This window comes from Hydrogenophaga sp. UC242_50, assembly GCF_042697355.1.
Classification (GTDB): domain Bacteria; phylum Pseudomonadota; class Gammaproteobacteria; order Burkholderiales; family Burkholderiaceae_C; genus Hydrogenophaga.
In genome coordinates this window covers 1,402,074-1,428,165 of sequence record NZ_CP170553.1, presented here as the reverse complement: position 1 = coordinate 1,428,165, position 26,092 = coordinate 1,402,074, and the positions used below count along the sequence as shown (strand labels likewise).

The window sequence follows — 26,092 nt, the reverse complement described above, 5'->3', positions numbered from 1 at the left end:
ATTCGTAAATACGGGATTCTAGACGAAAGCCCCGTGAACCGCTGCAAGACCCGCCACCGGCCCGGGGAACCCACCGCCCGACCGACCGTCCAACCTTCGTGACCCTGATTCACATGCCTGTTGCCCAACGCCCCGCCATCGACACCGAAACCCGTGACGACGCGGAACCGTTGCGCGCGGGCATCCAGTCGGTGGAAGTGGGCTTCGAGCTGCTCGATGCCCTGTCGCAGGCCGACGGTGCCCTGATGCTGCGCGACCTGGCCGCCGCGGCTGGCATGAGCGCGGCCAAGGCCCATCGCTACCTGGTGAGCTTCCAGCGCATGGGCCTGGTGGTGCAGGACCCGGTGAGCACGCGCTACGACCTCGGCCCCGCCGCGCTGCGCATCGGGCTGGCCAGCCTCGCGCGCCTCGACGCCGTGAAGTTCGCGCGCGAACGCATCGATGGCCTGCTGGCCGAGACCGGCCACACCCTGGCCATCGCGGTGTGGGGCAACCAGGGCCCCACCATGGTGCACTGGATCGAGGCGCCTCAGACGGTGCCCGTCACCCTGCGCCTGGGCGACGTCATGCCGCTGCTGACCTCGGCCACCGGCCGCTGCTTTGCCGCCTTCATGGGCAGTGAAGGCCGCGACGCCCAGCGCATCGCCCCCATGGTGCGCGACGAACTCGCGCGCCTGAAGAAGCTGCCGCAACATGGCGATCTGCCCCTGGTGGACGTGCCCCAGTCGCCGCAGGAGGTGCAGGCCCTGCTCGAAGACACCCGGCGCCGGGGCTTGGCGCGCGTGGTGCACAGCCTGCTGCCCGGCGTGGGCGGCTTCTGCGCCCCGGTGTTCGACGCCCAGGGCCGGCTCGCGCTGGGCCTGGTGGTGCTCGGCTCCGTGCGCAGCGCTGGACACCGACTGGCAGGGCGCCACCGCCACCGCCCTGCTGCGCTGCGCTCGCCAGCTCAGCGCCGACCTGGGGCACCGCCCCGCCCCTTCCAGCCCGTGACCCAAACGCCCTTGTCACCTTCTGCCTCGCCACGCGGGTCGGTGCTCACCGCGCTGGTGGCGCTGGTGCTGGGCCTGCACCTGGTCCTGCTCGCCGGCGGCATCACGCTTCAACTGCCCGACACCGCCCGGGCGCCAGCGCCCCCGGCCACCGGCGCCAGTGCATCCGCCGCGAACGCCGAACCGCCCGCCACCGCCTCCACCCCGGCAGCGCGCCCGCAGCCGGTGCAAGTGAGCACCGTGCGCTGGATCGTGCCCGCCGCCCCGGCGCCCGCGCCGCGCCCCGAACCCGCGCCCCGGCCCAAGCCCGTTCCGAAGGCGGCGCCCACGGCCCGCCCCGCCCCGGTTCCCGAACCCGTCGCCGTGGCCCAGGCAGCGCCCGAACCCGCCGAGGCCGTCGCCCTCGCGCCGGCTGAGACGCCGGCCATCGCTTCGCAGGAAGTGGCCGTGAGCGAGCCTCCGGCGCCGGCACCCGAAGCGCCGGCAGAAGCCGTGGCGGCGCCTGCTGCCACGCCCGAAACACCCCCAATCAGCGAGCCCACCGGCACCACGCCGTCGGCAGCAACCGACGGCAAACCCAGCGCCCCCGTCGCCCTGCCACCCGCCACGCCGCCGCCCAGCACCCGCCTGCACTACGACGTGACCGGCAACGTCAAGGGCATCGGCTACAAGGCCCAGGGCACGCTGGACTGGGCCGTGGCCGACGGCCGCTACGAGGCCCGCATGGAGATGCGCGTGCTGCTGCTGGGCAGCCGCTCGCAGACCAGCATCGGCCGCATCGGCCCCGAAGGCCTGATGCCCGAGCGCTTCGCCGACAAGAGCCGCAGCGAGAAAGCCGCCCATTTCGATGCGGCGCAACAGCGCATCCGCTTCAGCAGCAACGCGCCCGAAGCACCGCTGCAGCCGGGGGCGCAGGACCGCCTGAGCCTGTTCCTGCAGCTCGCCAGCCTGCTGCAGGCACGCCCGCAGGCCTACACCACCGGGCAGACGGTGGACATGCAGGTGGCCGGCACGGGCGACGCCCCCGTCTGGCGCTTCGACGTGGGCGAAGAATCGACGATTTCGCTGCCAGCGGGCGAATTCAAGGTGCGCCACCTGGTGCGCCAGCCGCGCAAGGAATTCGACAGCACGGTCGAAATGTGGCTCGCGCCCAGCCTGCACCACCTGCCCGTGCGCCTGCGGGTGAAACAGTCGAACGGCGATGTGGCCGATCAGCAACTCAGCCAGATGCCGTAAGGCAAACACCTGTAGGACAAACACCCATCTGTGCCAAAAAAGACACGCATCTTGAAGTCCGGGGGAACGTCGCCACGTAAAGCTGCATCTGACCTATAAATCGGCGCGTATTTGCCGATATAAGGTTGTCAGGAACGCAGATTTTTTCTATTCAAGGATTTCAGTCATGCACATGCTTTACGACTCGGATGCCTTCGCTGTGGTCCACATCCTGGCCAATGCGCCCGTCGAGGGCGACAACGAAGTGGCCGACGGCCCGCAGATTCCCCGCCACGGTTTCGAGATCGTGGACAAGCGCTCGGGCAAAGAGGTGTACCTCGACGGCTCCTGGGCCGAGATGTTCCAGCTCCAGATCACCGCCTGGCAGCAGAGCACACCGTCCCAGGAAGAGGTGGAAGACACGCTCGAGGGCTATGCCACGCTGGCCCAGATGCCCGTGGTCATGCACTGAACGAACGCGCTTCCTCTGAAAAAAGGCCGCTGCACCCCAGCGGCCTTTTTCATGTCGGGCCGTGGCGCCAGCGGTACAGCGGCTCGGCCAGCACCAGCACCGCCACCAGCCGGCAGACCTGGAACGCCGTCACCACCGGCACGCCCAGCTGCAGCACCTTGGCGGTGATGGCGATCTCGGCAATGCCGCCGGGCGCGGTGCCCAGCAACAGCGTGACCGGGTGCAAACCCGTCAGCTGCGCCAGCACCCAGCCGAAGCCGGCGCACAGGCCCATCATCACCAGTGTGGCGAAAGCCACCGACGCCAGCCAGCGCGGCGCCGTGTGCACGAAAGTGGGCGTGAAACGCACGCCCAGGCTCACACCGATCACCAGCTGCGCCGCGTTCGACAGGCTCTGCGGGATGGCCGACAGGGTGTGTCCGCTCAAGGTCACCACCATGGTGACCACCAGCGCGCCCATGAACCAGGGGTTGGCGCGGCCCAGGCGCTGCATGGCCAGCGCGCCCAGCAACGTGAGCCCGGCCAGCGCCAGCAGCCCCAGGGCTTGCACGTCCCGCACGCCCTGCGCCCCGGTGTCGAGCCCGCTCACGCCCCCGAACTGCAGGGCAAACGGGATGGTGACCGTCACCAGCAGCACCCGCAGGCTGTGCGCGGCCGCCACCAGATCGGTGCGCGCGCCCTGGCGCTCGGCGATCAGCGTCATCTCGGACGCGCCGCCGATCGCGCCAGCGAAATAGGTGGTGCAGCGCAGCTCCGCCGGCGTCAAGGCCACCAGATGCCCCGCGTGCAGCCAGCGCAGCCAGGCTGCAAAACCCAGACCCAGGGCCAATGCCCACGCGATGCCGAGCGCGATGGCCCACCAGAGGCTGGCGCACGAGCGCGCCCACGGCCGGCGTGAAGTACAGGCCCAGCGCGGTGCCGATCACCCACTGCCCGCTGTTGCGCAAAGGCGTCCAGCTCTCGGTGCGCATGCCCAGCACCGACACCAGCGCCGTCGCCAGCAGCGGGCCGATCATCCAGGGGATGGGCGTGCGCAGCCAGCGGCACAGCAGGGCGGCGGCCAGGGCGATCGTCAGGGTGAGGCAGACGCGCGGCCACGAATCGGGCCGCCAGACAGGCAGAAAGGACACGCGGAAAGGGAAGGTGAAGGGGCCTCGGGTGCGCTTAGTATCCACGCATGACCTGTCGAACCGCTGTCGCCATTGCCCTGGGCCTGTCCTTGCTCGCGGCCTGCGCGCACCGCCCACCCACCACCGTGCCGGCCCTGCTCGACCGCGTGCTGCCCGCGCCGGTGTTGCTGCTCGGCGAGCAACACGACGCCGCCGAACACCAGGCCCTGCAGCGCGACGTGGTGCTGGCCCTGGCCCGGCGCGACCAGCTGGGCGCGGTCGTGATGGAAATGATCGAACAGGGGCGCAGCACGCAAGGCCTGCCCAGCGACGCCGACGAGGCGCGCGTGCGCGAGGCCCTGGGCTGGACCGAGCAGAGCGGCTGGCCCTGGCCGGTGTACGGCCCGGTGGTGATGGCCGCCGTGCGCAGCGGCGTGCCCGTGATCGGCGGCAACCTGCCGCGCGCGCAGATGCGCGGCACCATGGGCCAGGCCGAGCTGGACGGCCTGGTGAGCGAGAGCGTGCTGCAGCGCCAGCGCGACGGCATCCGCGAGAGCCATTGCGGCCTGCTGCCCGAGAGCCAGATCGCGCCCATGACCCGCATCCAGCTCGCGCGCGACCGGTCGATGGCGCAGACGGCCACGCAGGCCCTCATCCCGGGCAAGACGGTGCTGCTGGTGGCCGGCAACGGCCATGTGCGCGAAGACCTCGGCGTGCCCCTGCACCTGCCCGCGTCCGTGGGCCACAAGGTGGTGATGGCGCAGGCCGGCACCTCCAAGGACGCCAGCGCACCGCCGGCCGACGCGGTGTGGCAGACCCCCGCGCTGCCCCCGCGCGACCACTGCGCCGAACTGCGCCAACAGATGAAGCGCTGAATCCAGGGGCACCAAGGGTCCGGCTCCGCCGGCCCCAGGTGCCGTCCCCCCACCGGGGGGAAGCCGCGCCAGCGGCGCAGGGGGGTTACCCCAGCCTTTTGATCGCGTCGGCCAGCGTGCCCACCATGGTCTCGATCTGCGCGCGATCGACGATGTAGGGCGGCGCGAACACCAGGTTGTCGCCCGCGTTGCGCACCAGCACGCCCCGGTGGTAGCAGTCCATGAACACGTCGAACGCGCGCTTGCCGGGCAGGCCCGGCTGCGGCGTGAGCTCCACGGCGGCCGCCAGCCCGAGGCTGCGGATGCCGATCACGTGGGGCAAGCCCTTGAGCGCGCTGTGCATCGCGTCGCCCAGCACCGGCCCCATCTCGCCCGCGCGGGCGAACAGGTTTTCCTCGCGGAACAGGTCCAGCGTGGCGATGGCCGCCGCGCAGGCCACCGGATGGCCCGAGTAGGTGTAGCCATGGAAGAACTCGATGGCGTGGTCCGGCGCGCTGCCGTGCGCGCCCATCATGGCGCCGTAGATGCGGTCGGTGCAGACCACGCCGCCCAGCGGGAACACGCCGTTGGTCACGGCCTTGGCGAAATTCAGCATGTCGGGCTGCACGCCGTAGTAGTCCGACGCGAAAGCCGTGCCCAGGCGGCCGAAACCGGTGATCACCTCGTCGAAGATCAGCAGGATGCCGTGCTTGTCGCAGATCTCCCGCAGGCGCTTGAGGTACCCCTGCGGCGGCACGTACCAGCCCGCGCTGCCGGCGACGGGCTCGACGATCACGGCCGCCACGTTGCTGGGGTCGTGCAACGGCAGGATGCGGTTCTCCAGCTCCAGCAGCAGGTCTTCGTCCCACACCGGTTCGGTGTTGTGCACGTAGGCGTGCTTGACCGGGTCGTGGATGAAGCGCAGGTGGTCCACGCGCGGCAGCAGGGCGGCGCCGTAGACCTTGCGGTTGGCCGGGATGCCGCCCACGCTCATGCCGCCAAAGCCCACGCCGTGGTAACCGCGCTCGCGGCCGATGAAGATGTTGCGGTGGCCTTCGCCGCGCGCGCGGTGGTAGGCCAGCGCCACCTTCATCGAGGTGTCGGCGGCCTCGCTGCCGGAGTTGCAGAACAGCACCTTGTTCAGGTCGCCCGGCGCCATGGCGGCGATCATCTCGGCGGCGCGAAAGGCCTTGTCGTTGCTGACGCTGAAGGCGGTGCTGTAGTCCAGCGTGTCCAGCTGCTGCTTGATGGCTTCGTTGATCGGCTTGCGGTTGTGGCCGGCGCCCACGCACCACAGGCTGGAAATGCCGTCGATGACCTGGCGGCCGTCGTGCGTCGTGAAATACATGCCGTCGGCCGCCACGAAGACCCGGGGGTCTTTCTGGAAACTGCGGTTGGGCGTGAAGGGCAACCACTGGTTGTCCATGCGGAAATCGTTGTAGGCCATGCGGGCGTCTCCTGCGGCAAAAGGACGGGGAAGCGGCATTTTGTCACCGCCTCCCGCCTCCAGGGGCTCCATTGCGCCGGGTTCGGCCAGGCCCACCGCGCCTTGCTGCGACAATTCGCACGCCATGAATCACACCTACGTTCTTACCCTGTCCTGCTCGGACCGCCCGGGCATCGTGCACGCCGTTTCCGGCTTCCTGCTGGAGCACGGGGGCAACATCGAAGAAGCCGCGCAGTACAACGACCACGCCACAGGCCTGTTCTTCATGCGCGTGCAGTTCGCCTGCGGCCAGCTCACCCAGGACGACCTGCGCCTGCACCTGAAGCTGTTCGCCGAACCGTTCGCCATGCAGTGGAGCCTGCACCCGCTGGCCGAGCCGGTGCGCACCGTCATCTTCGTCAGCAAGGAAGGCCACTGCCTCAACGACCTGATGTTCCGCTGGAAGAGCGGCCTGCTGCCGCTGGACATCCGCGCCATCATCAGCAACCACCGCGACTTCTACCAGCTCGCGGCCAGCTACAACGTGCCCTTCCACCACATCCCGGTGACCGCCGCCACCAAGCCGCAGGCCGAGGCCAAGCAGCTGGAGATCATCCAGAACGAAGGCGCCGAGCTGGTGGTGCTGGCGCGCTACATGCAGGTGCTCAGCAACAACCTGTGCCGCGAACTCTCGGGCAAGGCGATCAACATCCACCACAGCTTCCTGCCCAGCTTCAAGGGCGCCAAGCCCTACTACCAGGCGCACGACCGGGGCGTGAAGCTGATCGGGGCCACCGCCCACTACGTGACGGCCGACCTCGACGAAGGCCCCATCATCGAGCAGGACGTGGCCCGGGTGGACCACACCGACGCGGTGGAAGACCTCACCGCGCGCGGCCGCGACACCGAAAGCCAGGTGCTGGCGCGCGCCGTGAAATGGCACAGCGAACACCGCGTGCTGCTCAACGGCCACAAGACCGTGGTGTTCAAGTGAACGCGATGCCGCAGGGCCGCCCCAAGGCCGCTCAGCCCCCTCGGGGGGCAGCGACCACGCGTCAGCGGTGGAGCGTGGGGGCGCCATGACCATCCGGATTCCTCCCATCCAGTGCCTGCTGACCTTCGAGGCGCTGGCGCGCCTGCGCAGCGTGACGCAGACGGGGGAGGAACTGAACGTGACGCCCAGCGCGGTGAGCCACCGCGTGCGCCAGCTGGAGCAGATCCTGGGCACCAAGCTGTTCGGCCGCGCCGATTTCTCGCTCACCACCGAGGGCAGCGAATACCTGGCCCACGTGCGCGAAGGCCTGGGCATCCTGCAGCGTTTTCCGGGCGGCAACACGGCGCCGGGAAAACGCAAGCTCAAGCTGGCCGTCACACCGACTTTCGCGCGCTCGATCCTGATGCCGCGCCTGCGCCAGTTCACCGAGGCCTATCCGGAGATCGACCTGACGCTGCAGGTCTCGATCCCGCTGCTGGACGTGGTCGCCGAGGACGCCGACCTCACGGTGCGCTACGGCACCGGCCGCTACGCCGACGTGGAGCACATCTGCCTGCTCAAAGACGAAGTGACGCCGCTGGCGTCTCCCGCCTACATCCGCGAGAACGGCCCGTTCGACACGGTGGAAGACCTGCAGCGCGCCGCCCTGTTGCGCAGCCCGCTCGAACCCTGGCGCACCTGGTTCGCGGCGCACGAACTCGACTGGCCCGAGCCGGTCGAGGGTTCGTCGTTCAACGACATCGGGCTGATGTGCGATGCCGCGGCTCAAGGCCTGGGCGTCGCCCTGGTGCGCCTCAAGCTGGGCGCGCCCTGGATCGAGAACGGCTCGCTGGAACGCATCTCGGCACGCAACATCCCATCGCCCCATGCGCACTACCTGTGCTGGCAGGCCGGTGCGATGGAGCGGTGGGAATGCGCGGCGTTCGCCGAGTGGCTCAAGAAGAGCGTGAACTGACGAGCCCGGCGGCGGATCGCGGGTTTATTCGATCGCCAGGCGCTGGGCCGCGGCGGCGGTCTTCTTCGGCAGCGTGAGCTGCAGCACACCGTTCTCGTACTTCGCTTTCGCGGCGCTGTTGTCCACGTCGACCGGCAGCTGGAAGCTGCGCGAGACGGCGCCGTAGTAGCGTTCGCTGCGCAGCAGCTTGCCACCCTCGGTCTGGCTGTCCTGCTGCTTGATCTCGGCGCGCAGGGTCACCAGCTTGCCGTCGACGTTGACGTGGATGTCGTCCTTGGACACGCCGGGCACTTCGGCCTGCAAGGTGTAGGCCTCGGGCGTCTCTTTCACATCGACGCGGATCTGCGCCGGCAGGCCGTCGCCGTGCAGCGGCTTGACGTAGAAGGCGGGAGCGACGTCGTTGAAGAAGTCGTCGAGAAAACCACGGCGGGCAATGAGGCTGTTCATGGCAAGAAACTCCTGATGGATGATGAGGTTCCAGGGCGCGACAGGCGTCCTGCGGTGAACACAACTTGATGCCACCGCCCGCCGATTTCAAGGGCCCTTCGTCACCGCCCGCCGAAGCGTTCACAAAGCGCTGCAAGTTTCTTCAATCCGGCACGCAAGCTTTGGCCTAGACTGGAGCGGCCCTTGATCCGACCCGCACCGGCCCCACATGAACGCACCCGCCCGCCCCGCCGAAAACACCTCCCTGCAACGCGCGCAACGGCAGGCCGACGTGGTGCGCGCGCTGCAGGCCGTGGTGCCGGCGCACGCACTGCTCTGGCAGGCCGAGGACACGGTGCCCTACGAATGCGATGGCCTGACCGCGTACCGCGAGCGCCCGCTGGTGGTGGTGCTGCCCGAGACCGAGGGCCAGGTCGCTGCCGTGCTCAAGGCCTGCCACGGCCTGGGCGTGCCGGTGGTGGCGCGCGGCGCGGGCACGGGGCTCTCGGGCGGTGCCATGCCGCACGCGCTGGGCGTCACGCTGTCGCTGGCGAGTTCAACCGCATCCTGCGCATCGATCCGCGCTCGCGCACCGCGGTCGTGCAGGCGGGCGTGCGCAACCTCGCGATCTCCGAAGCCGCCGCCCCGCAGGGCCTGTACTACGCGCCCGACCCCAGCAGCCAGATCGCCTGCACCATCGGCGGCAACGTGGCGGAGAACTCGGGTGGTGTGCACTGCCTCAAGTACGGCCTGACCTTGCACAACGTGCTGGCCGTGCGCGGCTTCACCGTCGAGGGTGAGCCCGTCACTTTCGGGGGCGACGCGCTCGACGCACCCGGCCTGGACCTGCTGCCCCTGGTGATCGGCAGCGAAGGCATGTTGGCCGTCACCACCGAGGTCACGGTCAGGCTGGTGCCCAAGCCGCTGCTGGCGCGCTGCATCATGGCCAGCTTCGACGACATCCGAAAGGCCGGCGACGCGGTGGCCTCGGTGATCGCGGCCGGCATCATCCCGGCCGGCCTCGAAATGATGGACAAGCCCATGACCGCGGCGGTGGAGGACTTCGTGCACGCGGGCTACGACCTGAGCGCTGAAGCCATCCTGCTGTGCGAGAGCGACGGCACGCCGGAGGAGGTGGAAGAAGAGATCGGCCGCATGAGCGCGGTGCTGCGCCAATGCGGCGCCACCGCCATCGCGGTCAGCCGCGACGAAGCCGAGCGCCTGCGTTTCTGGAGCGGGCGCAAGAACGCGTTCCCGGCGAGCGGGCGCATCAGCCCGGACTACATGTGCATGGACTCGACCATTCCGCGCAAGCGCCTGGCCGACATCCTGCTGGCCATCGCCGAGATGGAGAAGAAGCACGGGCTGCGCTGCGCCAACGTGTTCCATGCGGGCGACGGCAACCTGCACCCGCTGATCCTGTTCGACGCCAACGACGCCGACCAGTTGCACCGCTGCGAACTGTTCGGTGCCGAGATCCTGGAGACCAGCGTCGCCATGGGCGGCACGGTCACCGGCGAACATGGCGTGGGCGTGGAAAAGCTCAACAGCATGTGCGTCCAGTTCTCCGCCGAGGAAAACGCCCAGATGTTCGCCGTCAAACGGGCCTTTGATACCAATGGGCTACTGAATCCGGGCAAGGTCATCCCGACCCTGCAACGTTGTGCTGAATACGGTCGGATGCTGGTGCGCGCGGGGGCTTTGGCGCACCCTGAGCTACCGCGTTTCTAGCTGTCAAATATCACGCTGGAGAAAGAGGGCCCTGGGGTACAGTTGTGCCGGATGAGCACCCTTTTTCCCTCGGAGGACAAACGCGTTGACAGCCACAGAACCGAACGCTCGGCTGTGGAGCGTGAGCGTGCGTTGCTTCTGGAGCTGGAAACCCTGCGAGCGGAGAACGAGCACCTGCGCCGCAGCTACGCGCAGCGGCTCAGCGGCCAGCCCGACAGCACCGACCTGAAGCGCCAGGCCGACCTGCCACTGCCTCTGGAAACCGCGCTGGAAGCGGCCGCCTTGGACCGGGCTCCGCACACCGCGCAGATCGAATACGAAGCGCTGTTCTCGGCCCTGGCGCAGCGTCTTTCCCATCGGCGTCTTTCGCACCGACCACGCGGGCGTGCTCACCCACGTGGACGAGCAGCTGCAGGCGATCTTCGCGCTGAAGAAGCAGGACTTCCCCAACTTCGGCTGGTTCAGCCGCGTGCACCCCGACGACCTGGAACGCGTGCAGCAGCACTGGTTTCGGGCGATCTCCGAGGCCGAAACGCTCAGCGTGGAGTTCCGCCTGGTGCGCCCGGGCAACGAGGTGGTCCATGTGCTGGTGCGCAACGCACCCTTGCGCGATGCCAACGGCGCCGTCGTCAACCAGCTCGGTTTCATGCAGGACATCACGCCCATGCGCACGCTGGAAGCCGACGCGCGCATCAAGGACGAGCTGAACCGCCAGATCATCTCCAGCAGCCCCGACTGCACCAAGGTGCTCGATCTGCAAGGCCGCGTGGTGCAGATGACGGCCCAGGGCTGCCGCCTGGTCGAGGTGGACGATTTCGAACAGGTGCGCAACAGCGAATGGGTCACCTGGTGGCCGGACGACGGGGCCTTGCTCTCGCGCGAAGCCCTGGAGAGCGCGCGCCAGGGCAAGAGCGCGCGCTTCGTGGCGTTCGGCAACACCTTCAAGGGCACACCCAAGTGGTGGGACACGGTGGTCACCCCCATCTGCGATGCGCAGAACCGGCCCGTGATGGTGCTGGCCGTCTCGCGCGACATCACCGCGCTGCACCAGCAGCAGGAAGAGATCCAGCGCTTCAACGTCGAGCTGGAAGCCCGCGTGCGGCAACGCACCGACGAACTGGCCGAAGCCAAGGAGCGCATCCACCAGGCCCTGCGCGATGCCCAGGCCCTCTACAACCAGGCGCCCTGCGGCTACCACTCGGTGGACGCCGACGGCGTGTTCGTGCTGATCAACCGCACCGCGCTGGACTGGCTGGGCTACGAGCGCGACGAGGTGGTCGGCAAGCTGCGCTTCCACGACATCGTGCCGCCCGAGCACCAGCACCTGGTCGGCGAGCGCCTGGCGCGCATGACGCGCGGCGAAAAACTGGAGGCCGCCGAGTTCCCGATCCGCCGCCGCGACGGCAGCACCTTCCTGGCCCTGCTCAGCAGCACCGCGGTCGTCGACGAAAACGGCCGTTTCGTCCGCACCAACAACACCCTGGTGGACATCACCGAACGCAAGGGCGCCGAGAACGCCCTCGCGGGACAGCGCAATTTCCTGCAGGCCATCACCAACAGCGTGCCGGTGCAGCTGGCGTTCTTCGACCGCGACCTGATCTGCCGCTTCGCCAACGCCAGCTACGCGCGCTGGGTGCAGGGCGATACCGAGCAGCTGATCGGCATGCACCTGAGCCAGATCGCGCGGCCCCAGGATTTCGAGGCCTCGCGCCTGAACCTGGCCGCCGCGCTGTCCGGCGAAATCCAGCGCTTCGAGGGCAAGCGCGCTTTCCCCGATGGCCACAGCTTCTACGCCGGCATCGAATACACGCCGTACTGGCATGCGGGTCAGGTGCAGGGGATCATCATCCAGATGATCGACCTCTCCCAGCGCAAGGCGTCGGAAGACCTGGTGCGCCAGGCCAACGGCCAGCTCAACAGCGCACTGCGGCAATCGCAGGACCTCTACAACAACGCGCCCTGCGGCTACCACTCGCTCGACGTCAACGGCATCTACGTGTCCATCAACGACACCGAGCTCGACTGGCTGGGCTACCGCCGCGACGAGGTGGTGGGCAAGATGGCCTTCCGCGACATGATGGCGCCGCGGCACACGGATCTGCTGGAGCACCGCATGCAGAAGATCCTGAAGGACGATGCCTTGGAGGCCGTGGAGTACGAGATGCGCCGCCGCGACGGCAGCACCTTCCACGCCCTGCTCTCGTCGTCCGCCGTGCGCGATGCCGACGGCCGCTTCCTGCGCAGCAACACCACGGTGGTGGACATCACGCTGCGCAAGGCAGCCGAGATGGCGCTGCGCGACAACCAGCGCTTCCTTCAGACCATCACCGACCACGTGCCTGGCCTGATCGCCTACCTCGATGCGGGCCTGCATTTCCGGTTCGCCAATGCCGAGCACCTGCGCGTCTATGGCATGGACCCCCAGTACATCATCGGGCGGCACATCGGTGAATGCGTGAAACCCGACGTCTGGGCCGACATCGAGCCTCGCATGCGGATGGCGCTGGCCGGCCAGCCCCACCACTTCGAGACCTGGCGCCCCACCATCGATGGCCAGCAGATCTTCGTGAGCGCGAGCTACCTGCCCGACTTCAATGACGAAGGCAAGGTGCAGGGCCTGTTCGTGCAGATCATCGACATCACCGACCGCAAACGCATCGAAGAGCGCGTCGTCCACCTCAACGAGGAACTGGAGCAACGCATCAGCGAGCGCTCGCTGGAACTGCTGGAGAGCGAACAGCGTTTCCGCCTCATGGTGGACAACCTGCGCGACTACTGCATCTTCTTCATGGATGCCGACGGCATCATCACCGATTGGACCGACAGCGCCCAGCGCATGGACGGCTATTCGCCCACGCAGATGCTGGGCCGCCATTACGGCGTGCTGTTCGATCCGGTCAACCCGGACCATGGCAAGGTCAGCGCCATGCAGATGCTGCGCCTGGCGGCCTCACGTGGGCAGCACGAGCTGCACAACTGGCACACCCGCAAGGACGGCTCGCAGTACTGGTCGCACTCGGTGCTCATTGCCCTGCGCGACGACAGCGGCGAACTCAAGGGCTTCGCCAAGGTCAACCGGGACATGACCGACGCCAAGCGGCTCGACGACCTGATGCGCAACATCAACGACGAGCTGGAGAACCGGGTGGTCGAGCGCACCGAGCAGCTGCTCGCCGCCAACAAGGACCTGGAGTCGTTCTCGTACTCGGTCTCGCACGACCTGCGGTCGCCCCTGCGCCACATCTCCAGTTTCGTCAGCCTGCTGGAGGAACACCTCGGTGGCCAATGCGACGAGGTGAGCGCCCGCTACCTGAGCACGATCGGCAATTCAGCCCGGCACATGAGCCAGCTCATCGACGGCCTGCTCGCGTTCTCGCGCCTGGGGCGTTCGGCCGTGAACCTCACGGCGGTGGACTTCACCCTGCTGGTGGATGCGGTGGTCGGCCAGATCGGGCACGACACCGAAGGCCGGGTGGTCGACTGGGTGGTGGCGCCCGACCTGCCCGTGGTGCAGGGCGACGCCCTGCTGCTGCGCGAGGTCTGGGCCAACCTGTTGGGCAACGCCTACAAATACACCCGTCCGCGTGAAAGAACGCGCATCGAGGTGGGTTGGAGCATGGACCCTGTTGTCGGCTATACCTTCTTTGTTCGTGACAATGGCGTGGGTTTTGACACAAAATACGCCCAGAAGCTGTTTGGCGTTTTCCAACGCCTGCATCGCGCCTCGGAGTTTGAAGGCACTGGCATCGGCCTGGCACTGACGCGGCGCATCATTGAGCGACACGGCGGCACCATCTGGGCTGAAAGCCAGCTCGGAGAGGGCAGTGTGTTCTATTTTTCGCTACCTTTTGAAGGCGCCCATGGGTTCGAGTCTCCTCCCGACTCCATGCCGGCCGCCCTGGAACCATGAGCAAAAACGCCGACGCCATCCTTCTCGTTGAAGACAATCCCGACGATGCCGAGCTGACCAAGCTGGCCTTGGCGCGCCATGGGCTGGACGGGCGGGTGACGCACGTCTCGGATGGCATGCAGGCCCTGGACTACCTGCACCGCCGCAACGGTTTCACCAACCGCTCGGGCAGCAACCCCATGCTGGTGCTGCTGGACCTGAAGATGCCCCTGCTGGATGGCATCGGCGTGCTCCGGGAAATCAAGGGCTCGGACAACCTGCATCACATCCCCGTGGTGGTGCTGACCTCCTCCACCGAGCCGAGCGACCTGCTGCGCGCCTACGATGCGGGCACCAACGCCTACATCGCCAAGCCCACCGAGTTCTCGCAGTTCCTCAGCGCGATGAAGCACGTATGCGAGTTCTGGATCAACATCAACCAGACCGCGCCGCAACTGCCCAGCGCGGGCGTGCGCACCACCGGTTTCGGCGACCTGATCTGATGAACCCGGGGCCCTCCTCGGGCCTCACCAGGTGTCGATGAATCGCCCCGGGCGGGGCTCTGACACCTTCGCCCCCGCCAGTCCCCTGACCAGCCAGTCGCGCGTGAGCGCCGGGTCGATCACGGCATCGATCTCGAGCGTGGTCGCCATCTGCACCGCCGAGCCATTGGCGACCTGCTGCGCCAGCAGCCGGTCGAACAAGGCATCGCGCCGCGGCCCCTCCGGCTCCGCTTCGAGCTCCTTGCGATAGCCCAGGCGCACGGCGCCTTCCAGCCCCATGGCGCCGAATTCGGCCGTGGGCCAGGCCACGGTGAAGGCCGGCGAATGGAACCCACCGGCCGTCATGCCCATGGCGCCCAGGCCGTAGCCCTTGCGCAGCACGACGCTGAAGAAGGGCACACGCAGGTCCGCCGCCATCACGAACAGGCGGCTGACGTGCCGCACCTGCGCCCTCGCTTCGATGTCCGGCCCGACCATGAAGCCGGGCGTATCGACTAGGCTCACGATGGGCAGGCCGTGTGCGTTGCACAGCTGCATGAACCGCGCGGCCTTGTCGGCGGCGTCGGCGTCGATCGCACCGCCCAGATGCAGCGGGTTGTTGGCGATCAGGCCCACCGCGCGCCCTTCGATGCGCGCCAGCGCGGTGTGGATGCCCACGCCGAAGCCGGTGCGCAGCGGCAGCAGGCTGCCGACATCGACCAGCCCTGCCATCGCCGCCTGGGTGTCGTACACACGCAGCCGGTTCTCCGGCACCACGTCGCGCAGGGCCCGGGCATCGGGTGCGCGTCCGCCGTCGACCGGGCCCTGGAAGAACGACAGGTATTGGCGGGCCACCGCCACCGCCTGCGCTTCGTCGTCCACCAGCACGTCGATCACGCCATTGGCGTGCTGCACCGGGCTCGGGCCGATCTGCTCGGGCCGGAACACGCCCAGCCCGCCCCCTCCACCATGGCCGGGCCACCCATGCCGATGTTGCTGCCCCGGGTGGCGATCACCACGTCGCAGCAGCCCAGCAAGGCGGCGTTGCCCGCAAAACAGCGGCCACTGACGACGCCCAGCACCGGCACCTGGCCCGAGAGGCGCGCGAACGCGGCGAAGGTGCCCACATGCAGGCCGGCGACGATGGGCATGTCGGTGTCGCCCGGTCGGCCACCACCGCCTTCCGCGAACAGCACCACCGGCAGGCGCTGCGCCAGCGCAAGGCCCAGCAGCCGATCGGTCTTCTGGTGGTTGCGCATGCCCTGCGTGCCCGCCAGCACCGTGGCGTCGTAGGCCATCACCGCGGTGCGCGACCGCTCGGCGCCGTGTTGGGCGGCATTGACGGAACCGATGCCGGTCACCATGCCGTCGGCCGGGGTGTGGGCGATCAGGTCGTCTTCGCTGCGGCGCTGGCGCTGCGCGGCCACCGCCAGCGCGCCGTACTCGATGAAGCCGCCCTCGTCGCAGAGGTCGGCGATGTTCTCGCGCGCGGTGCGCTGGCCGAGGGCGTGGCGGCGCGCCACCGCCTCGGGCCGGGCCGCGTCGAGCGTGCGGGCCTGGCGGTCGAGCAGGCGCTGCAGGTCGGGCCTGAGCGCGGCCGGCCCGGCCTGGGCGGTCTCCTGCGGTGCGGTGGTGGGCGGGGTGGCGGCGCGGGCGACCGGCTCGGTGCGCAACAGGACGTCGCCCTGCTGCACCGACTCGCCCGGGGCGAACAACAGCTCCAGCACACGGCCAGGCGCTTCGGCACGCAGCTCGTGCTCCATCTTCATGGCTTCGAGGATCACCAGCACGTCGCCCTGGCGCACCGGGTCACCAGGGGCGACCAGCCATTGAACGATCTGAGCGGCCAGGGGAGAGCGCAAGGCATTCATGCGCCGATTCTGCGCGGCGCCAGGGCGCGCAGAGGTCAATCGGGAGACAGGAAAAGAGCCGGAGCGAGGAGCTCCCTTTCCAGAGACACCGAGGGTCCGGCTGTGCCGGCCCGAAGTGTCGCCCCCCTTCAGGGGGGTGGCGCCGCAGGCGACGCGGGGGGTGCTTTCAATAGATGTCGGAGTCGGCCCACTGGGACGAAGGACCGTCCTCGGCCGTCACGGGCACGTTGAGGTTCAGCACGAAGACGACTTCACCCCCGAAGCGGCCCACGCCCAGGCTTTTCATCAGCACCTGCTCCTGCTCGGGGCGCTCCATGCGCAGGAAGCAGATGGCCTGCTTGGTGCCTTCGTGCATGGCGGTCAGGATGTCGAGCCGCGTGATGCGCCCGAACTCACTGCACAGCTGGTGCAGTGCGGATTTCAGGCTGGAGACGTCGCTGTATTGCCTGAGTTCTGCGAGTGTGCTCACAATCAACTCCCTCAAAGTTCAAATCGGCGGTGGTGGCGATGCGGTGGCGCGAAAGTGTTGTGAAAACGGAGGCTTGGCATCGGCGATGGGGGCCATGTTAGAACATAAGCAACAAAATCTAACATTTATGTTACAAAAATTCCCCACATTTGGGGAGGTCGTGCGGAAGTTCACACGCCTGGGGCGACCTTACGCCCGCCATGTGTGCGGCAGATGACAGACGGTCTGTATGCTGCACCCTCGACCACCGAAACCCCTTGCCATGCGCCCTGGATCCGACAACCGCCCCCCTTTGGTCGCCGACACCGCGATGGAGCGCACCGGCGCCTGGACCGTGCCTCACCAGCGCGGTGAGCTCGATCGCCTGGCCCAGATCGCCACGCAGCTCGCGGGCACGGGCGCGGCGCTGCTGGTGGACCTGTCCCATGCGCCGCCCGAAGTTCTGGGCTCGCACGGGCTCGACCCGGATCAGGCGGCCAGGGCCCTGGAGGCCTGCACCGCGCTGCTGCGCGAGCGCGCCGATGTGGAGCGCTGGCTGCCCGAGACCGCCAGCCCTTGGCGCCACGGACATTGGCTGCCGGTGTTCGATGCGGTGGGACAGTCCGGCCTGCTGCTGCTCGACCACGGCCCGCGCGAACAGCCGGCGATCGGCACGCCCCTGCTGCAGTTGCTGTCGCAACACGCCGCCGATGTGCTGGCGCTGGCGCGCCGCTGCGAACAAAGCGAGCAGTACAACGCCAACGTGCTGCGCGAAAGCGAAAGCCGGCTCAACCTGACCGAGCACACGGCCGGCGCGGGCAGCTGGTCGTTGCAGCTCTCCACGCGCGAGGTCGTGCACTCGGACGAGTTCGCCACCATCCTCGGACTGGCCGATCACCGGCAGGTGCGCAACCTCGAGGACATGGTGCAGCGCTACTCCCCCGAGTGGCGCAACGGCATCCGCCAGCGCCTGGAGCGCTGCGCGCAGTACGGCGAAGGCTTCGACGAGGAGATCCAGGTGATGGTCGAAGGCGGCGCGCCCAAGTGGGTGCGCACCGTGGGCACCGCCGTGCGGCGCGCCAACGGCCAGATCGTGCGCATCCAGGGCGCGATCCAGGACATCTCGGCGCAGAAGCAGGCCCAGCAGGACACGCTGCGCCTGGCGATGCGCCTGACCACCACCCTGGCCAGCATCACGGAAGCCTTCGTCACGCTGGACCGGCAGTGCTGCTTCACCTACCTCAACCAGGAGAGCGAACGGCTGCTGCAGAAGACCACCGCCGATCTGCTGGGGCTGGAGGTCTGGCAAGGTTTCAGCGCCGGCCTCTCGCAGCGCCTGAAAGACCAGCTCACGAAATCGCTCAACACCAACCGCCGCGTGGAGCTGGAAGACTTCTTCCCCACGCTGGGCAAATGGCTGGAGGTTCGGGCCTACCCGTTCGCCGAAGGCCTGGCGGTCTACTTCCGCGACGTCACCGAACGGCGGCGCTCGCAGGAACAGCTGATGCTGCTGGAGACCAGCGTGTCCCGGCTCAACGACATCGTGGTGATCGCCGAGACCGGCGCGGGCAGCGACGACCAGGAGCCGCGCATCGTGTTCGTGAACGACGCCTTCGAGCAGCACACCGGCTACAGCCGCGCCGAGGTGCTGGGGCAGACGCCGCGCATGTTGCTCGAACTCGACCCGGCCATCCCCAAGCTGCGCGAACTCGCGCAAGGCCTGCAGCAGACGCAACAGGCGCGCACCGAACTGATGGTGCGCCGCAAGAACGGCGCCATGTTCTGGGTGGAGCTCGAGGTGGTGTCGGTGCAGGCCACCGCCGAAGAGGTGACGCACTGGGTGGCGGTGGGCCGCGACATCACGCAGCGCAAGACCGCCGAGGACATGATCCGCCACCTGGCGTTCTACGACGCGTTGACCGACCTGCCCAACCGCCAGCTGCTGCTGGACCGGCTGCAGCAGGCCCTGGCGGCGAGCGCGCGCTCGGGCCAGCACGGTGCGCTGATGTTCATCGACCTGGACAACTTCAAGATCCTCAACGACACGCTGGGCCACCACATGGGCGACCAGCTGTTGCAGAAGGTGGCCGCGCGCCTGACCAAGAGCGTGCGCAAGACCGACATGGTCGCGCGCCTGGGCGGCGACGAGTTCGTGGTGATGGTCGACGACCTGAGCACCGACCCGGACGCCGCCGCCTTCAAGGCCACCGCCCTGGCCGAGAAGGTGCTCAACACGCTGCGAGAGCCCTTCCAGCTCACCGGCCACCAGCATTTCGCCACCCCCAGCATCGGCGTGACCTCGTTCAACGGCCAGCAGAGCGACGTGGGCGAGCTGCTCAAGCAGGCCGACCTGGCGATGTACCAGGCCAAGTCGCTGGGCCGCAACACGCTGTGCTTCTTCGACCCCAACATGCAGGCCACGGTGAGCGCCAACGCCACCGTGAGCTCCGACCTGCGCGTGGCGCTGAGCGAGCAGCAATTCGTCGTGCACTACCAGCCGCAGGTGGACCGCGTGGGCGTGATCACCGGCGTGGAGGCCCTGGTGCGCTGGCAGCACCCGCAGCGCGGCCTGATGTTCCCGGCCGATTTCATTCCCGTGGCCGAAGACACCGGCCTGATCCTGCCGCTGGGCCAGTGGGTGCTGGAGAAGGCCTGCGAGCAGCTCGCGGCCTGGGCCGACCGGGCGCAGACCGCCAACCTGAGCATCGCGGTCAACGTGAGCGTGCGCCAGTTCCGCCATCCCGATTTCGTGGACATGGTGATGGCCGCGATCACACGCACCGGCATCCGACCGCACAAGCTCAAGCTCGAGCTCACCGAAAGCCTGCTGGCCGACCGCATGGAGATCACCATCGACAAGATGGGCATGCTCAAGGCCTTGGGCGTGACGCTCTCGCTCGACGACTTCGGCGTCGGCTATTCCTCGCTCTCGGTGCTCAAGCGCCTGCCGCTGGACCAGCTCAAGATCGACAAGGGCTTCGTGGCCGACGTGCTCACCGACCCGAACGACGCCGCGATCTCGCGCGCCATCATCGCGCTGGCACAAAGCCTGAGCCTGCAGGTGGTGGCCGAAGGCGTGGAAACGCAGGAACAGCGCGACTTCCTGGCCTACCAGGGCTGCGACCAGTTCCAGGGCCACCTGTTCGCCAAGCCCCTGCCCATCGAGGCGCTCGACGCCCTGCTGCAGAACCCGACCGCGGGCATGCTGGTGCTGTCCTGAACGGCGGCAGCCCCACCCCTCACCAGTTGGTGATGGTGGGGTTCTGGAAGCTGTAATGGTTGGGCAGGGCCAGGTTGGAGAACGAGAACGACAGGCTCACGTCCAGCGCCGTCACCTGGTGCCACCAGCCCAGGGGCAGGAACACCGTCTCGCCCGGCTCGACGATCACCTCGAGCACCGTGGCCTGGCTGAACAGCGGATAACGCGCGAGGTCCGGCCGGTCCAGATCGATCGGGCTGTAGACCTCGAAGTGGTTGTAGAGCAGCGGCGTCTGCAAGGGTGAGATGAAGCGCCAGCGCTTGCGCCCCACGATCTGCGTGTGGCACAGCATGAGCGTGTCGTGGTGCAGCGGCGTGACCGTGCCCGCCGGGCCGAACCAGAACGAGGCGCGGCGCGCCAGCTGCGAGGGGTCGCAGAAGGCCGGCAGGCTGCCGATGTCGGCCAGGATGGGCGCGAATTCGGGCCGCGCCAGCATCTCGTTGTTGGCGGTCAGGTAGTAGTCGTTGGTGGTGCCGCCGGCCAGCACCTGATCGACAAAATTCGCCAGGCCCACGCTGCGCCGGTGGTCCAGCTTGTTGACCTCGTAATTCGGGTCCGCGCTGCGTTCGGCCTGGATCTCCACCTGCAGGTGGCCGAAGCGCTCCCGCAGGTCCTGGGGCGACCAGCGTTGCAGGGCGGGCCAGTCGCGCGCCACGCCGGTGAGCACCAGCGGGCGGCTGCCCACCACGTATTTCTCGACGAACTCGTCCAGCGGCACGTCGCCGCGCTTCTCCACCTGCCCATAGCACGGGTTCAGCTCCAGCAGCTTCTGCTGGTTGGCCATCACCGATTCGAGCTTGGTCTGCAGCTGCTGAAACTTGCGCGCGGCAAGGAACGCCGGGTCGCTGTCCATCGCCCGGATCGCGGGCTCGCACTCCGCCGGGTCCAGGCCCGCCTCGGTCATGGTGACCAGCATGGATTCGGGCGTGCAATGGCGCAGCCTGTTCTCGGCGATCCATTGCAGCCAGCCCGCGTCGAGCGGGCGAAAGGGCGCCGCCTCCAGGGGCTTGGGCGCGGCGGGAATGGTGGGCGGGCTCATGGCGGCGGCCAGTATCGCACCGGCCGGGTGTCGAAACGTGTCGGAGGGTTACCCGGTGAACAGCGCCACGTTGCCCCCGGCCGCCGTGGTGTTGATGGTGAGCGTCTGCTCGGCGCAGAAGCGCTGCAGGTAGTGCGGACCGCCCGCCTTGGGCCCGGTGCCGCTGAGGCCTTCGCCCCCGAAGGGCTGCACGCCCACGACGGCGCCGATCATGTTGCGGTTCACGTAGACGTTGCCCACGCGCGCCGCGCCGGCCAGCGCCAGTGCGCGGCTGTCGATGCGGGTCTGGATGCCCAGCGTGAGGCCGTAGCCCAGCGCGTTGATCTGCTGGATGACGCCCATCGGGTCGCCGCCCCAGCGCACCACCTGCAGCACCGGGCCGAAGATCTCCTGCGCCACCTCGGCGATGTCACCCACCTCGTACATGCGCGGCGCGACCAGCTGAGGCAGGGCCGGCGAGCGGTTCGCGTCGAGCAGCGGCCGGGCCTGGGCATTCAGGCGCTGCAGATGGCGGCCGATGCCCTCGAAGGCTTCGGCATCGATCACCGGCCCCAGGTCGGTGGCCAGATCGGCCGGGTCGCCCGCCACCAGCTCGCTCGCCGCGCCCTGGATCATCGCGATCACGCCATCGGCCACGGCCTCGTGCACGCACAACAGGCGCAGCGCCGAACAGCGCTGGCCCGCGCTGCGGAACGCGCTCTGCACCACGGCATCGGCCACCTGCTCGGGCAGGGCCGTGCTGTCCACCAGCATGGCGTTGATGCCACCGGTCTCGGCGATCAGCGGCACGATGGGGCCGTCCTTCGCGGCGAGCGCGCGCTGGATCAGCTTGCGCAGCCTGCGTCGACCCGGTGAACACCACGCCGGCCACGCCGGGCTGCGCCACCAGCGCCGCGCCCACGGTATCGCCCGGGCCGTGCAGCAACTGCAGCGCGTCGGTAGGCACGCCCGCCGCGTGCAGCAGCTTCACCGCTTCGAGCGCGATGGCGGGGGTCTGCTCGGCCGGCTTGGCCAACACGGTGTTGCCCGTGACCAGCGCCGCCGCCACCTGGCCGGTGAAGATCGCCAGCGGGAAATTCCAGGGGCTGATGCAGACCCAGGCGCCGCGCCCTTCCAGGCGCAGCGTGTTGCTCTCGCCGGTGGGCCCGGGCAGGGCCTGCGGTGCCATCACGCGCTCGGCGTCGTTCGCGTAATAGCGCAGGAAATCGATCGCCTCGCGCACCTCGGAGACCGCGTCGTTCCAGCCCTTGTGCGCTTCCTTCACCAGCAGCGCGCACAGCCGCGGCATCTGCTGCTGCATGGCGTCGGCCGCGCGGCGCAGCGTGGCCGCGCGCTCGGCCAGCGGCGTGTGGTTCCAGCCGGCGAAGGCCCGCACGGCGGCATTCACGGCGGCTGGTGCGTCGGCGGCGCGGGCCTCGGCCACCGCAGGCACCACCAGCGCCGCGTGCGCGGCCTGCAGCGGCTCGCGGTGCGCGACCACCGCGAGGTCCAGCCCCTCGCTGTTGGGGCGCGCCGGGCCGTACAGGTCGGGCGGCAAGGGCAGCGGGGACGCGAGGGCCTCGGGCCGGGACTGTGCCAGCGGCGACACCAGCAGCTCGTCCATGCCCACCGACTCGTCGGCCAGCTGGTGCACGAACGACGAGTTCGCGCCGTTCTCCAGCAGGCGGCGCACCAGGTAGGCCAACAGGTCACGGTGCGCGCCCACCGGGGCGTAGACGCGGCACGAGACGGCCGGGTTCTTCAACACCTCGCGGTAGATGCCTTCGCCCATGCCGTGCAGGCGCTGCAACTCGAACGGCGTGCCCTGCTTCGCCGCCATCTGCAAGATGGCCGCGATGGTGCCCGCGTTGTGCGTGGCGAACTGCGGGTGGATCGCGTCGTGCGCCGCGAACAGGGCCCGCGCGCAGGCCAGGTAGCTCACGTCGGTGTGCGGCTTCTGCGTGAACACCGGGTAGGCCGGCAGGCCCAGCTCCTGCGCGCGCTTGATCTCGGCGTCCCAGTACGCGCCCTTGACCAGGCGGCACATGAACTTCAACCGGTGCTGCCGCGCCAGGCCCGCCACGTGCTCGATCAGCTCGACCGCCCGCGTCTGGTAGGCCTGCAAGGCCAGGCCGAAACCCTGCCATTGGGGGCAGTGTTGCGCCACCCGGGTCGCCAGGGCCTCGAACACGGCCAGCGAGAGTTCGAGCCGGTCCACCTCTTCCGCGTCGATGGTGAGGTTGAGGCTGGCGGCGGCCGCCGCCTCGCACAGCGACCACACGCGCGGCACGAGCTCGCGCATCACGCGGTCGTGTTGCGCGTCCTCGTAGCGCGGGTGCAAGGCGCTGAGCTTGATCGAGATGCCGTCGTTCTGGCCCGGGTGCCGCGCCGGGTCGGCGCTGCGCGCGATCGCCGCGATGGCGTTGCGGTAGCTCGCGAGGTAGCGCAGGGCGTCTTCGTCGGTGCGGGCGCCCTCGCCCAACATGTCGAAGCTGAAGCGCAGGTTGGCCTGGCGCCTGCGCGCCGAGGCGGCCTCCTTCATGCCCTCCTCGATGGTCTGCCCCAACACGAACTGGCGGCCCAGCAACTGCACCGCGCGCAGCGTCGCGGCCACCACGGTCTTGGCGCCCAGCTTGGCCATCAGACCGGGCTCGCTGCCCGCGTGCGGCAGGAAATGTTTGGACATGGCGATCGCCGTGGACGAGAGGCGCGCCAGCGTCGAGTCGGCCGCGCCATCGAAGTCGGCTCGGCCCAGCTGGTCGGCGGTGAGGGCGATCGCGGTCTCGGCGTCGGGCACGCGCAGCAGCGCCTCGGCCAGTCGCATCAGGGCCAGGCCCTCGGCGCTGGAGATCGGGTACTCCTTGAGCAGGCTCTCCATGGCCCAGAATGGCGGCGGGTTCTCGCGCACCGCGCGCACCCAGGGCGCCGCATGGTCCGCGGCTGCTACCCAATCCAGGGCACCGCGCAAGGCGCTCAGGCGCTGGGCGAGAACGCCGGCTTCGGGGCGGTAAGGGAACGGCAGGCGGTCTTGGGCACGGGGCATTGGAACACTCCAGAAAGGCGGGCGATCGGTGAATTCACGCATGGTGCCGCCGAATCAACCGAGTTTTTCACCAAAAATATCAGCTCCAACCGGATAATTCACCACCATGTCCGACACCCAGGAACCCGATCGCATCGACCTGAAGATCCTGCAGCTCCTGCAGGCCGACGGCCGGCTGACCAACCTCAAGCTGGCCGAGGCGGTGGCCCTGTCACCCACCGCCGTGCTCGCGCGCACCCAGCGCCTGCAGCGCGACGGCTACATCCTGGGCTACGAGGCGCGGCTGAACCCGCTCAAGCTCGGGCGGGGCATGATGGTCTTCGTCGAGGTGCTGCTCGACCGCACCACGCCCAACGTGTTCAACGAATTCAAGGCCGCCGTGCAGGTGCGCGACGAGATCATGGAATGCCACATGGTCGCCGGCGGTTTCGACTACCTGCTCAAGACCCGCATGGCGGACATGGCCGCCTACCGCGACTTCGCCGGCAGCGTGTTGTGGCAGCTGCCCGGCGTGCGCGAGACAAGAACCTACGCGGTGATGGAAGAGGTAAAGAACAGCTCGCGGCTGCCCTTGTGATCCATTGACGCCGCCGTTGACACGCCCACCCGGCGCCGCACAATGGCACTCTCACCCATGGGAGCCGCCATGCACCACACCACCATCACCCCCCTGTTGCTGGGCGTCACGCTGGCCGCCACCACCGCGCACGCCCAGAGCATCAAACCCGGCCTGTGGGAAATGACCCAGAAGGTCGGTGGCAGTGCCCAGATGGACCAGGCCATGGCGCAGATGCAGCAGCAGATGGCCAGCATGCCGCCCGCGCAACGCAAGCAGATGGAGGACATGCTGGCCAGACAGGGCAAGGCCATGCCCACGCCGGGCTCGGGCGGCGGCATGGCCGATGAAGGTCTGCATCACGCCCGAGATGGCCGCGCGGCAGGACATGCCGATGCAAGGCGATGGCGACTGCACCAACACCGTCACCTCGCGCAGCGCCACCGCGCTCAAGATGAGTTTCGTCTGCAAGAAGCCCCCGTCCTCGGGCGAAGGCACCTACACCTTCAGCGGCGACGCCGCCTACACCGTGAAGATGGTGATGAACACCACGCACCAGGGCAAGCCCCAGACCATGACCATGGAGGGCCAGGGCAAGTGGCTGTCGGCCGACTGCGGGACGGTCAAGCCAAGGAAGTGAGTTTGGCGGGGCGGCCGCCGAACACGGCGCGCCCCACGCGCACCATGGTCGAGCCGGCGGCGATGGCGGCCTCGAGGTCGTCGCTCATGCCCATGGACAGCGTGTCGAGTGCCAAGCCCGCGCCATTGAGTTGATCAAACAACTCCTTCGCCTGCAGGAACACCGCGCGCTGGGCTTCGAAGGTCTCGGCCGGTTCGGGGATGCACATCAGGCCGCGCAGGCGCAGGTTCGGCAAGCGCGCCACCGCCTGCGCCAGTTCGCGCAGTTCGGCCGGCGCCACGCCTGCTTTCGTGAGGCCACCGTCCACATTCACCTGCAGGCACACCTGCAAGGGCGGCAGTCCTTCGGGGCGCTGTTCACTCAGGCGCTCGGCGATCTTGAGCCGGTCCACCGATTGCACCCAGTCGAAATGCGCGGCCACCAAACGGGTCTTGTTGCTTTGCAGCGGGCCGATGCAGTGCCATTGCGTTGGCGTCGGCGCAACAGCCGACTCGCGCAGCGCGAGGATCTTCTCGACGCCCTCCTGCACGTAGTTTTCGCCAAAACACCGCTGACCGGCGGCCTGCGCCTGACGAACGGCGTCCGGTCCGAAGGTCTTGGAAACCGCGAGCAAAACCACCGCCTCCACGGGGCGTCCGGCATGTGAACAAGCACGCGAAATGCGCTCTTTCAGCCCTTGGAGATTGCGTTCAATGGTCGTCATAATCTGCCGTCA

Annotated in this window: 17 protein-coding genes and 5 pseudogenes; 12 read left to right on the top strand and 10 right to left on the bottom strand. The window is 68.5% G+C overall.

Going from position 1 to position 26,092, the window contains the following annotated elements:
• Positions 1–113: 113 nt before the first annotated feature.
• From ACFJGX_RS07315 to ACFJGX_RS07305, 3 genes and pseudogenes are all read left to right on the top strand, one after another.
• Positions 114–990, top strand: a pseudogene (locus ACFJGX_RS07315) (IclR family transcriptional regulator).
• Entirely contained in the window at positions 987–2,225 is a 1,239-nt protein-coding gene (locus ACFJGX_RS07310) for a DUF3108 domain-containing protein (protein ID WP_382328121.1), read from the top strand. Before ACFJGX_RS07315 ends, ACFJGX_RS07310 begins: the two are co-directional and overlap by 4 nt.
• 166 nt (positions 2,226–2,391) lie before the next feature.
• On the top strand, positions 2,392–2,676 hold the full coding sequence (locus ACFJGX_RS07305) for a DUF3567 domain-containing protein (protein ID WP_382153555.1): 285 nt from the start codon (positions 2,392–2,394) through the stop codon (positions 2,674–2,676).
• A 49-nt stretch (positions 2,677–2,725) separates the two neighbouring features.
• Here the strand turns inward: ACFJGX_RS07305 and ACFJGX_RS07300 are convergent.
• Positions 2,726–3,797 (bottom strand): annotated as a pseudogene (locus ACFJGX_RS07300) (AbrB family transcriptional regulator).
• A gap of 56 nt (positions 3,798–3,853) precedes the next feature.
• Between ACFJGX_RS07300 and ACFJGX_RS07295 the strand changes: the two are divergent.
• Positions 3,854–4,660, top strand: coding sequence for a ChaN family lipoprotein (locus ACFJGX_RS07295; RefSeq protein ID WP_382322155.1), 807 nt, complete (start codon positions 3,854–3,856; stop codon positions 4,658–4,660).
• Between the two features lie 85 nt (positions 4,661–4,745).
• On the opposite strand, the gene ACFJGX_RS07290 is transcribed toward ACFJGX_RS07295, so the two are convergent.
• Positions 4,746–6,086, bottom strand: coding sequence for an aminotransferase class III-fold pyridoxal phosphate-dependent enzyme (locus ACFJGX_RS07290; RefSeq protein ID WP_382322156.1), 1,341 nt, complete (start codon positions 6,084–6,086; stop codon positions 4,746–4,748).
• Positions 6,087–6,210: 124 nt separating this feature from the next.
• Between ACFJGX_RS07290 and purU the strand changes: the two genes are divergently transcribed.
• On the top strand, positions 6,211–7,059 hold the full coding sequence (purU, locus tag ACFJGX_RS07285) for a formyltetrahydrofolate deformylase (RefSeq protein WP_382322157.1): 849 nt from the start codon (positions 6,211–6,213) through the stop codon (positions 7,057–7,059).
• Positions 7,060–7,144: 85 nt separating this feature from the next.
• Positions 7,145–8,014 (top strand): LysR substrate-binding domain-containing protein, encoded by an 870-nt coding sequence (locus ACFJGX_RS07280; RefSeq protein WP_382322158.1) that lies wholly within the window; start codon positions 7,145–7,147, stop codon positions 8,012–8,014.
• A 24-nt stretch (positions 8,015–8,038) separates the two neighbouring features.
• Here the strand turns inward: ACFJGX_RS07280 and ACFJGX_RS07275 are convergent, their stop codons facing one another.
• Positions 8,039–8,461, bottom strand: a complete 423-nt coding sequence (locus tag ACFJGX_RS07275) for an Hsp20/alpha crystallin family protein (RefSeq protein ID WP_382322159.1) — start codon at positions 8,459–8,461, stop codon at positions 8,039–8,041.
• Positions 8,462–8,669: 208 nt separating this feature from the next.
• Between ACFJGX_RS07275 and ACFJGX_RS07270 the strand changes: the two are divergent.
• Positions 8,670–10,171: pseudogene (locus ACFJGX_RS07270) on the top strand (FAD-linked oxidase C-terminal domain-containing protein).
• Positions 10,172–10,174: 3 nt separating this feature from the next.
• Here the strand turns inward: ACFJGX_RS07270 and ACFJGX_RS07265 are convergent.
• Positions 10,175–10,528 carry a hypothetical protein gene (locus ACFJGX_RS07265; RefSeq protein WP_382328119.1) on the bottom strand — a complete coding sequence of 118 codons (354 nt, stop codon included), beginning with the start codon at positions 10,526–10,528 and terminating at the stop codon, positions 10,175–10,177.
• Positions 10,529–10,556: 28 nt separating this feature from the next.
• Here ACFJGX_RS07265 and ACFJGX_RS07260 point away from each other — a divergent pair, with 28 nt between their 5' ends.
• Together ACFJGX_RS07260 and ACFJGX_RS07255 are read left to right on the top strand one after the other, a co-directional pair.
• Complete coding sequence (locus ACFJGX_RS07260; RefSeq protein ID WP_382328117.1) at positions 10,557–14,081, top strand: PAS domain S-box protein; 3,525 nt, start codon at positions 10,557–10,559, stop codon at positions 14,079–14,081.
• Positions 14,078–14,563, top strand: coding sequence for a response regulator (locus tag ACFJGX_RS07255; protein ID WP_291112066.1), 486 nt, complete (start codon positions 14,078–14,080; stop codon positions 14,561–14,563). The genes ACFJGX_RS07260 and ACFJGX_RS07255 overlap by 4 nt, the downstream gene beginning before the upstream one ends.
• A 24-nt stretch (positions 14,564–14,587) precedes the next feature.
• Here ACFJGX_RS07255 and ACFJGX_RS07250 read toward each other — a convergent pair.
• Positions 14,588–16,404, bottom strand: a pseudogene (locus tag ACFJGX_RS07250) (carboxyl transferase domain-containing protein).
• A gap of 175 nt (positions 16,405–16,579) precedes the next feature.
• Positions 16,580–16,882: an RNA-binding protein gene (locus tag ACFJGX_RS07245; protein ID WP_291121781.1), complete on the bottom strand. Its 303-nt coding sequence runs from the start codon at positions 16,880–16,882 to the stop codon at positions 16,580–16,582.
• Positions 16,883–17,144: 262 nt separating this feature from the next.
• Here ACFJGX_RS07245 and ACFJGX_RS07240 point away from each other — a divergent pair, with 262 nt between their 5' ends.
• On the top strand, positions 17,145–20,081 hold the full coding sequence (locus ACFJGX_RS07240; RefSeq protein ID WP_382322162.1) for an EAL domain-containing protein: 2,937 nt from the start codon (positions 17,145–17,147) through the stop codon (positions 20,079–20,081).
• Positions 20,082–20,100: 19 nt separating this feature from the next.
• Here ACFJGX_RS07240 and ACFJGX_RS07235 read toward each other — a convergent pair whose 3' ends face one another.
• Together ACFJGX_RS07235 and ACFJGX_RS07230 are read right to left on the bottom strand one after the other, a co-directional pair.
• Complete coding sequence (locus ACFJGX_RS07235) at positions 20,101–21,159, bottom strand: cupin-like domain-containing protein (protein ID WP_382322163.1); 1,059 nt, start codon at positions 21,157–21,159, stop codon at positions 20,101–20,103.
• Positions 21,160–21,207: 48 nt separating this feature from the next.
• Positions 21,208–24,181: pseudogene (locus ACFJGX_RS07230) on the bottom strand (L-glutamate gamma-semialdehyde dehydrogenase).
• A gap of 106 nt (positions 24,182–24,287) precedes the next feature.
• Between ACFJGX_RS07230 and ACFJGX_RS07225 the strand changes: the two are divergent.
• The gene (locus ACFJGX_RS07225) at positions 24,288–24,758 is read left to right on the top strand and encodes an Lrp/AsnC ligand binding domain-containing protein (RefSeq protein ID WP_297395587.1); all 471 of its coding nucleotides are present in this window, start codon (positions 24,288–24,290) and stop codon (positions 24,756–24,758) included.
• A 51-nt stretch (positions 24,759–24,809) separates the two neighbouring features.
• Here the strand turns inward: ACFJGX_RS07225 and ACFJGX_RS07220 are convergent, their stop codons facing one another.
• Entirely contained in the window at positions 24,810–25,097 is a 288-nt protein-coding gene (locus tag ACFJGX_RS07220) for a hypothetical protein (RefSeq protein ID WP_382328115.1), read from the bottom strand.
• On the opposite strand from ACFJGX_RS07220, the gene ACFJGX_RS07215 reads away from it, so the two are divergent.
• Positions 25,084–25,377, top strand: coding sequence for a DUF3617 domain-containing protein (locus ACFJGX_RS07215; RefSeq protein ID WP_382328113.1), 294 nt, complete (start codon positions 25,084–25,086; stop codon positions 25,375–25,377). The genes ACFJGX_RS07220 and ACFJGX_RS07215 overlap by 14 nt on opposite strands.
• Here ACFJGX_RS07215 and ACFJGX_RS07210 read toward each other — a convergent pair.
• Positions 25,361–26,080: a YggS family pyridoxal phosphate-dependent enzyme gene (locus tag ACFJGX_RS07210; protein WP_382153514.1), complete on the bottom strand. Its 720-nt coding sequence runs from the start codon at positions 26,078–26,080 to the stop codon at positions 25,361–25,363. The genes ACFJGX_RS07215 and ACFJGX_RS07210 overlap by 17 nt on opposite strands.
• Positions 26,081–26,092 lie beyond the last annotated feature (12 nt).

What these genes read in the sequence shown, in the direction of transcription:
- ACFJGX_RS07305 (WP_382153555.1), top strand. Translation starts at nt 2,392, where the DNA reads ATGCACATGCTTTACGACTCGGATGCCTTCGCTGTGGTCCACATCCTG.
- ACFJGX_RS07295 (WP_382322155.1), top strand. Translation starts at nt 3,854, where the DNA reads ATGACCTGTCGAACCGCTGTCGCCATTGCCCTGGGCCTGTCCTTGCTC.
- ACFJGX_RS07290 (WP_382322156.1), bottom strand. Translation starts at nt 6,086, where the DNA reads ATGGCCTACAACGATTTCCGCATGGACAACCAGTGGTTGCCCTTCACG.
- purU (WP_382322157.1), top strand. Translation starts at nt 6,211, where the DNA reads ATGAATCACACCTACGTTCTTACCCTGTCCTGCTCGGACCGCCCGGGC.
- ACFJGX_RS07280 (WP_382322158.1), top strand. Translation starts at nt 7,145, where the DNA reads ATGACCATCCGGATTCCTCCCATCCAGTGCCTGCTGACCTTCGAGGCG.
- ACFJGX_RS07275 (WP_382322159.1), bottom strand. Translation starts at nt 8,461, where the DNA reads ATGAACAGCCTCATTGCCCGCCGTGGTTTTCTCGACGACTTCTTCAAC.
- ACFJGX_RS07265 (WP_382328119.1), bottom strand. Translation starts at nt 10,528, where the DNA reads ATGGGAAAGACGCTGCGCCAGGGCCGAGAACAGCGCTTCGTATTCGAT.
- ACFJGX_RS07255 (WP_291112066.1), top strand. Translation starts at nt 14,078, where the DNA reads ATGAGCAAAAACGCCGACGCCATCCTTCTCGTTGAAGACAATCCCGAC.
- ACFJGX_RS07240 (WP_382322162.1), top strand. Translation starts at nt 17,145, where the DNA reads ATGCGCCCTGGATCCGACAACCGCCCCCCTTTGGTCGCCGACACCGCG.
- ACFJGX_RS07235 (WP_382322163.1), bottom strand. Translation starts at nt 21,159, where the DNA reads ATGAGCCCGCCCACCATTCCCGCCGCGCCCAAGCCCCTGGAGGCGGCG.
- ACFJGX_RS07225 (WP_297395587.1), top strand. Translation starts at nt 24,288, where the DNA reads ATGTCCGACACCCAGGAACCCGATCGCATCGACCTGAAGATCCTGCAG.
- ACFJGX_RS07215 (WP_382328113.1), top strand. Translation starts at nt 25,084, where the DNA reads ATGAAGGTCTGCATCACGCCCGAGATGGCCGCGCGGCAGGACATGCCG.
- ACFJGX_RS07220 (WP_382328115.1), bottom strand. Translation starts at nt 25,097, where the DNA reads ATGCAGACCTTCATCGGCCATGCCGCCGCCCGAGCCCGGCGTGGGCAT.
- ACFJGX_RS07210 (WP_382153514.1), bottom strand. Translation starts at nt 26,080, where the DNA reads ATGACGACCATTGAACGCAATCTCCAAGGGCTGAAAGAGCGCATTTCG.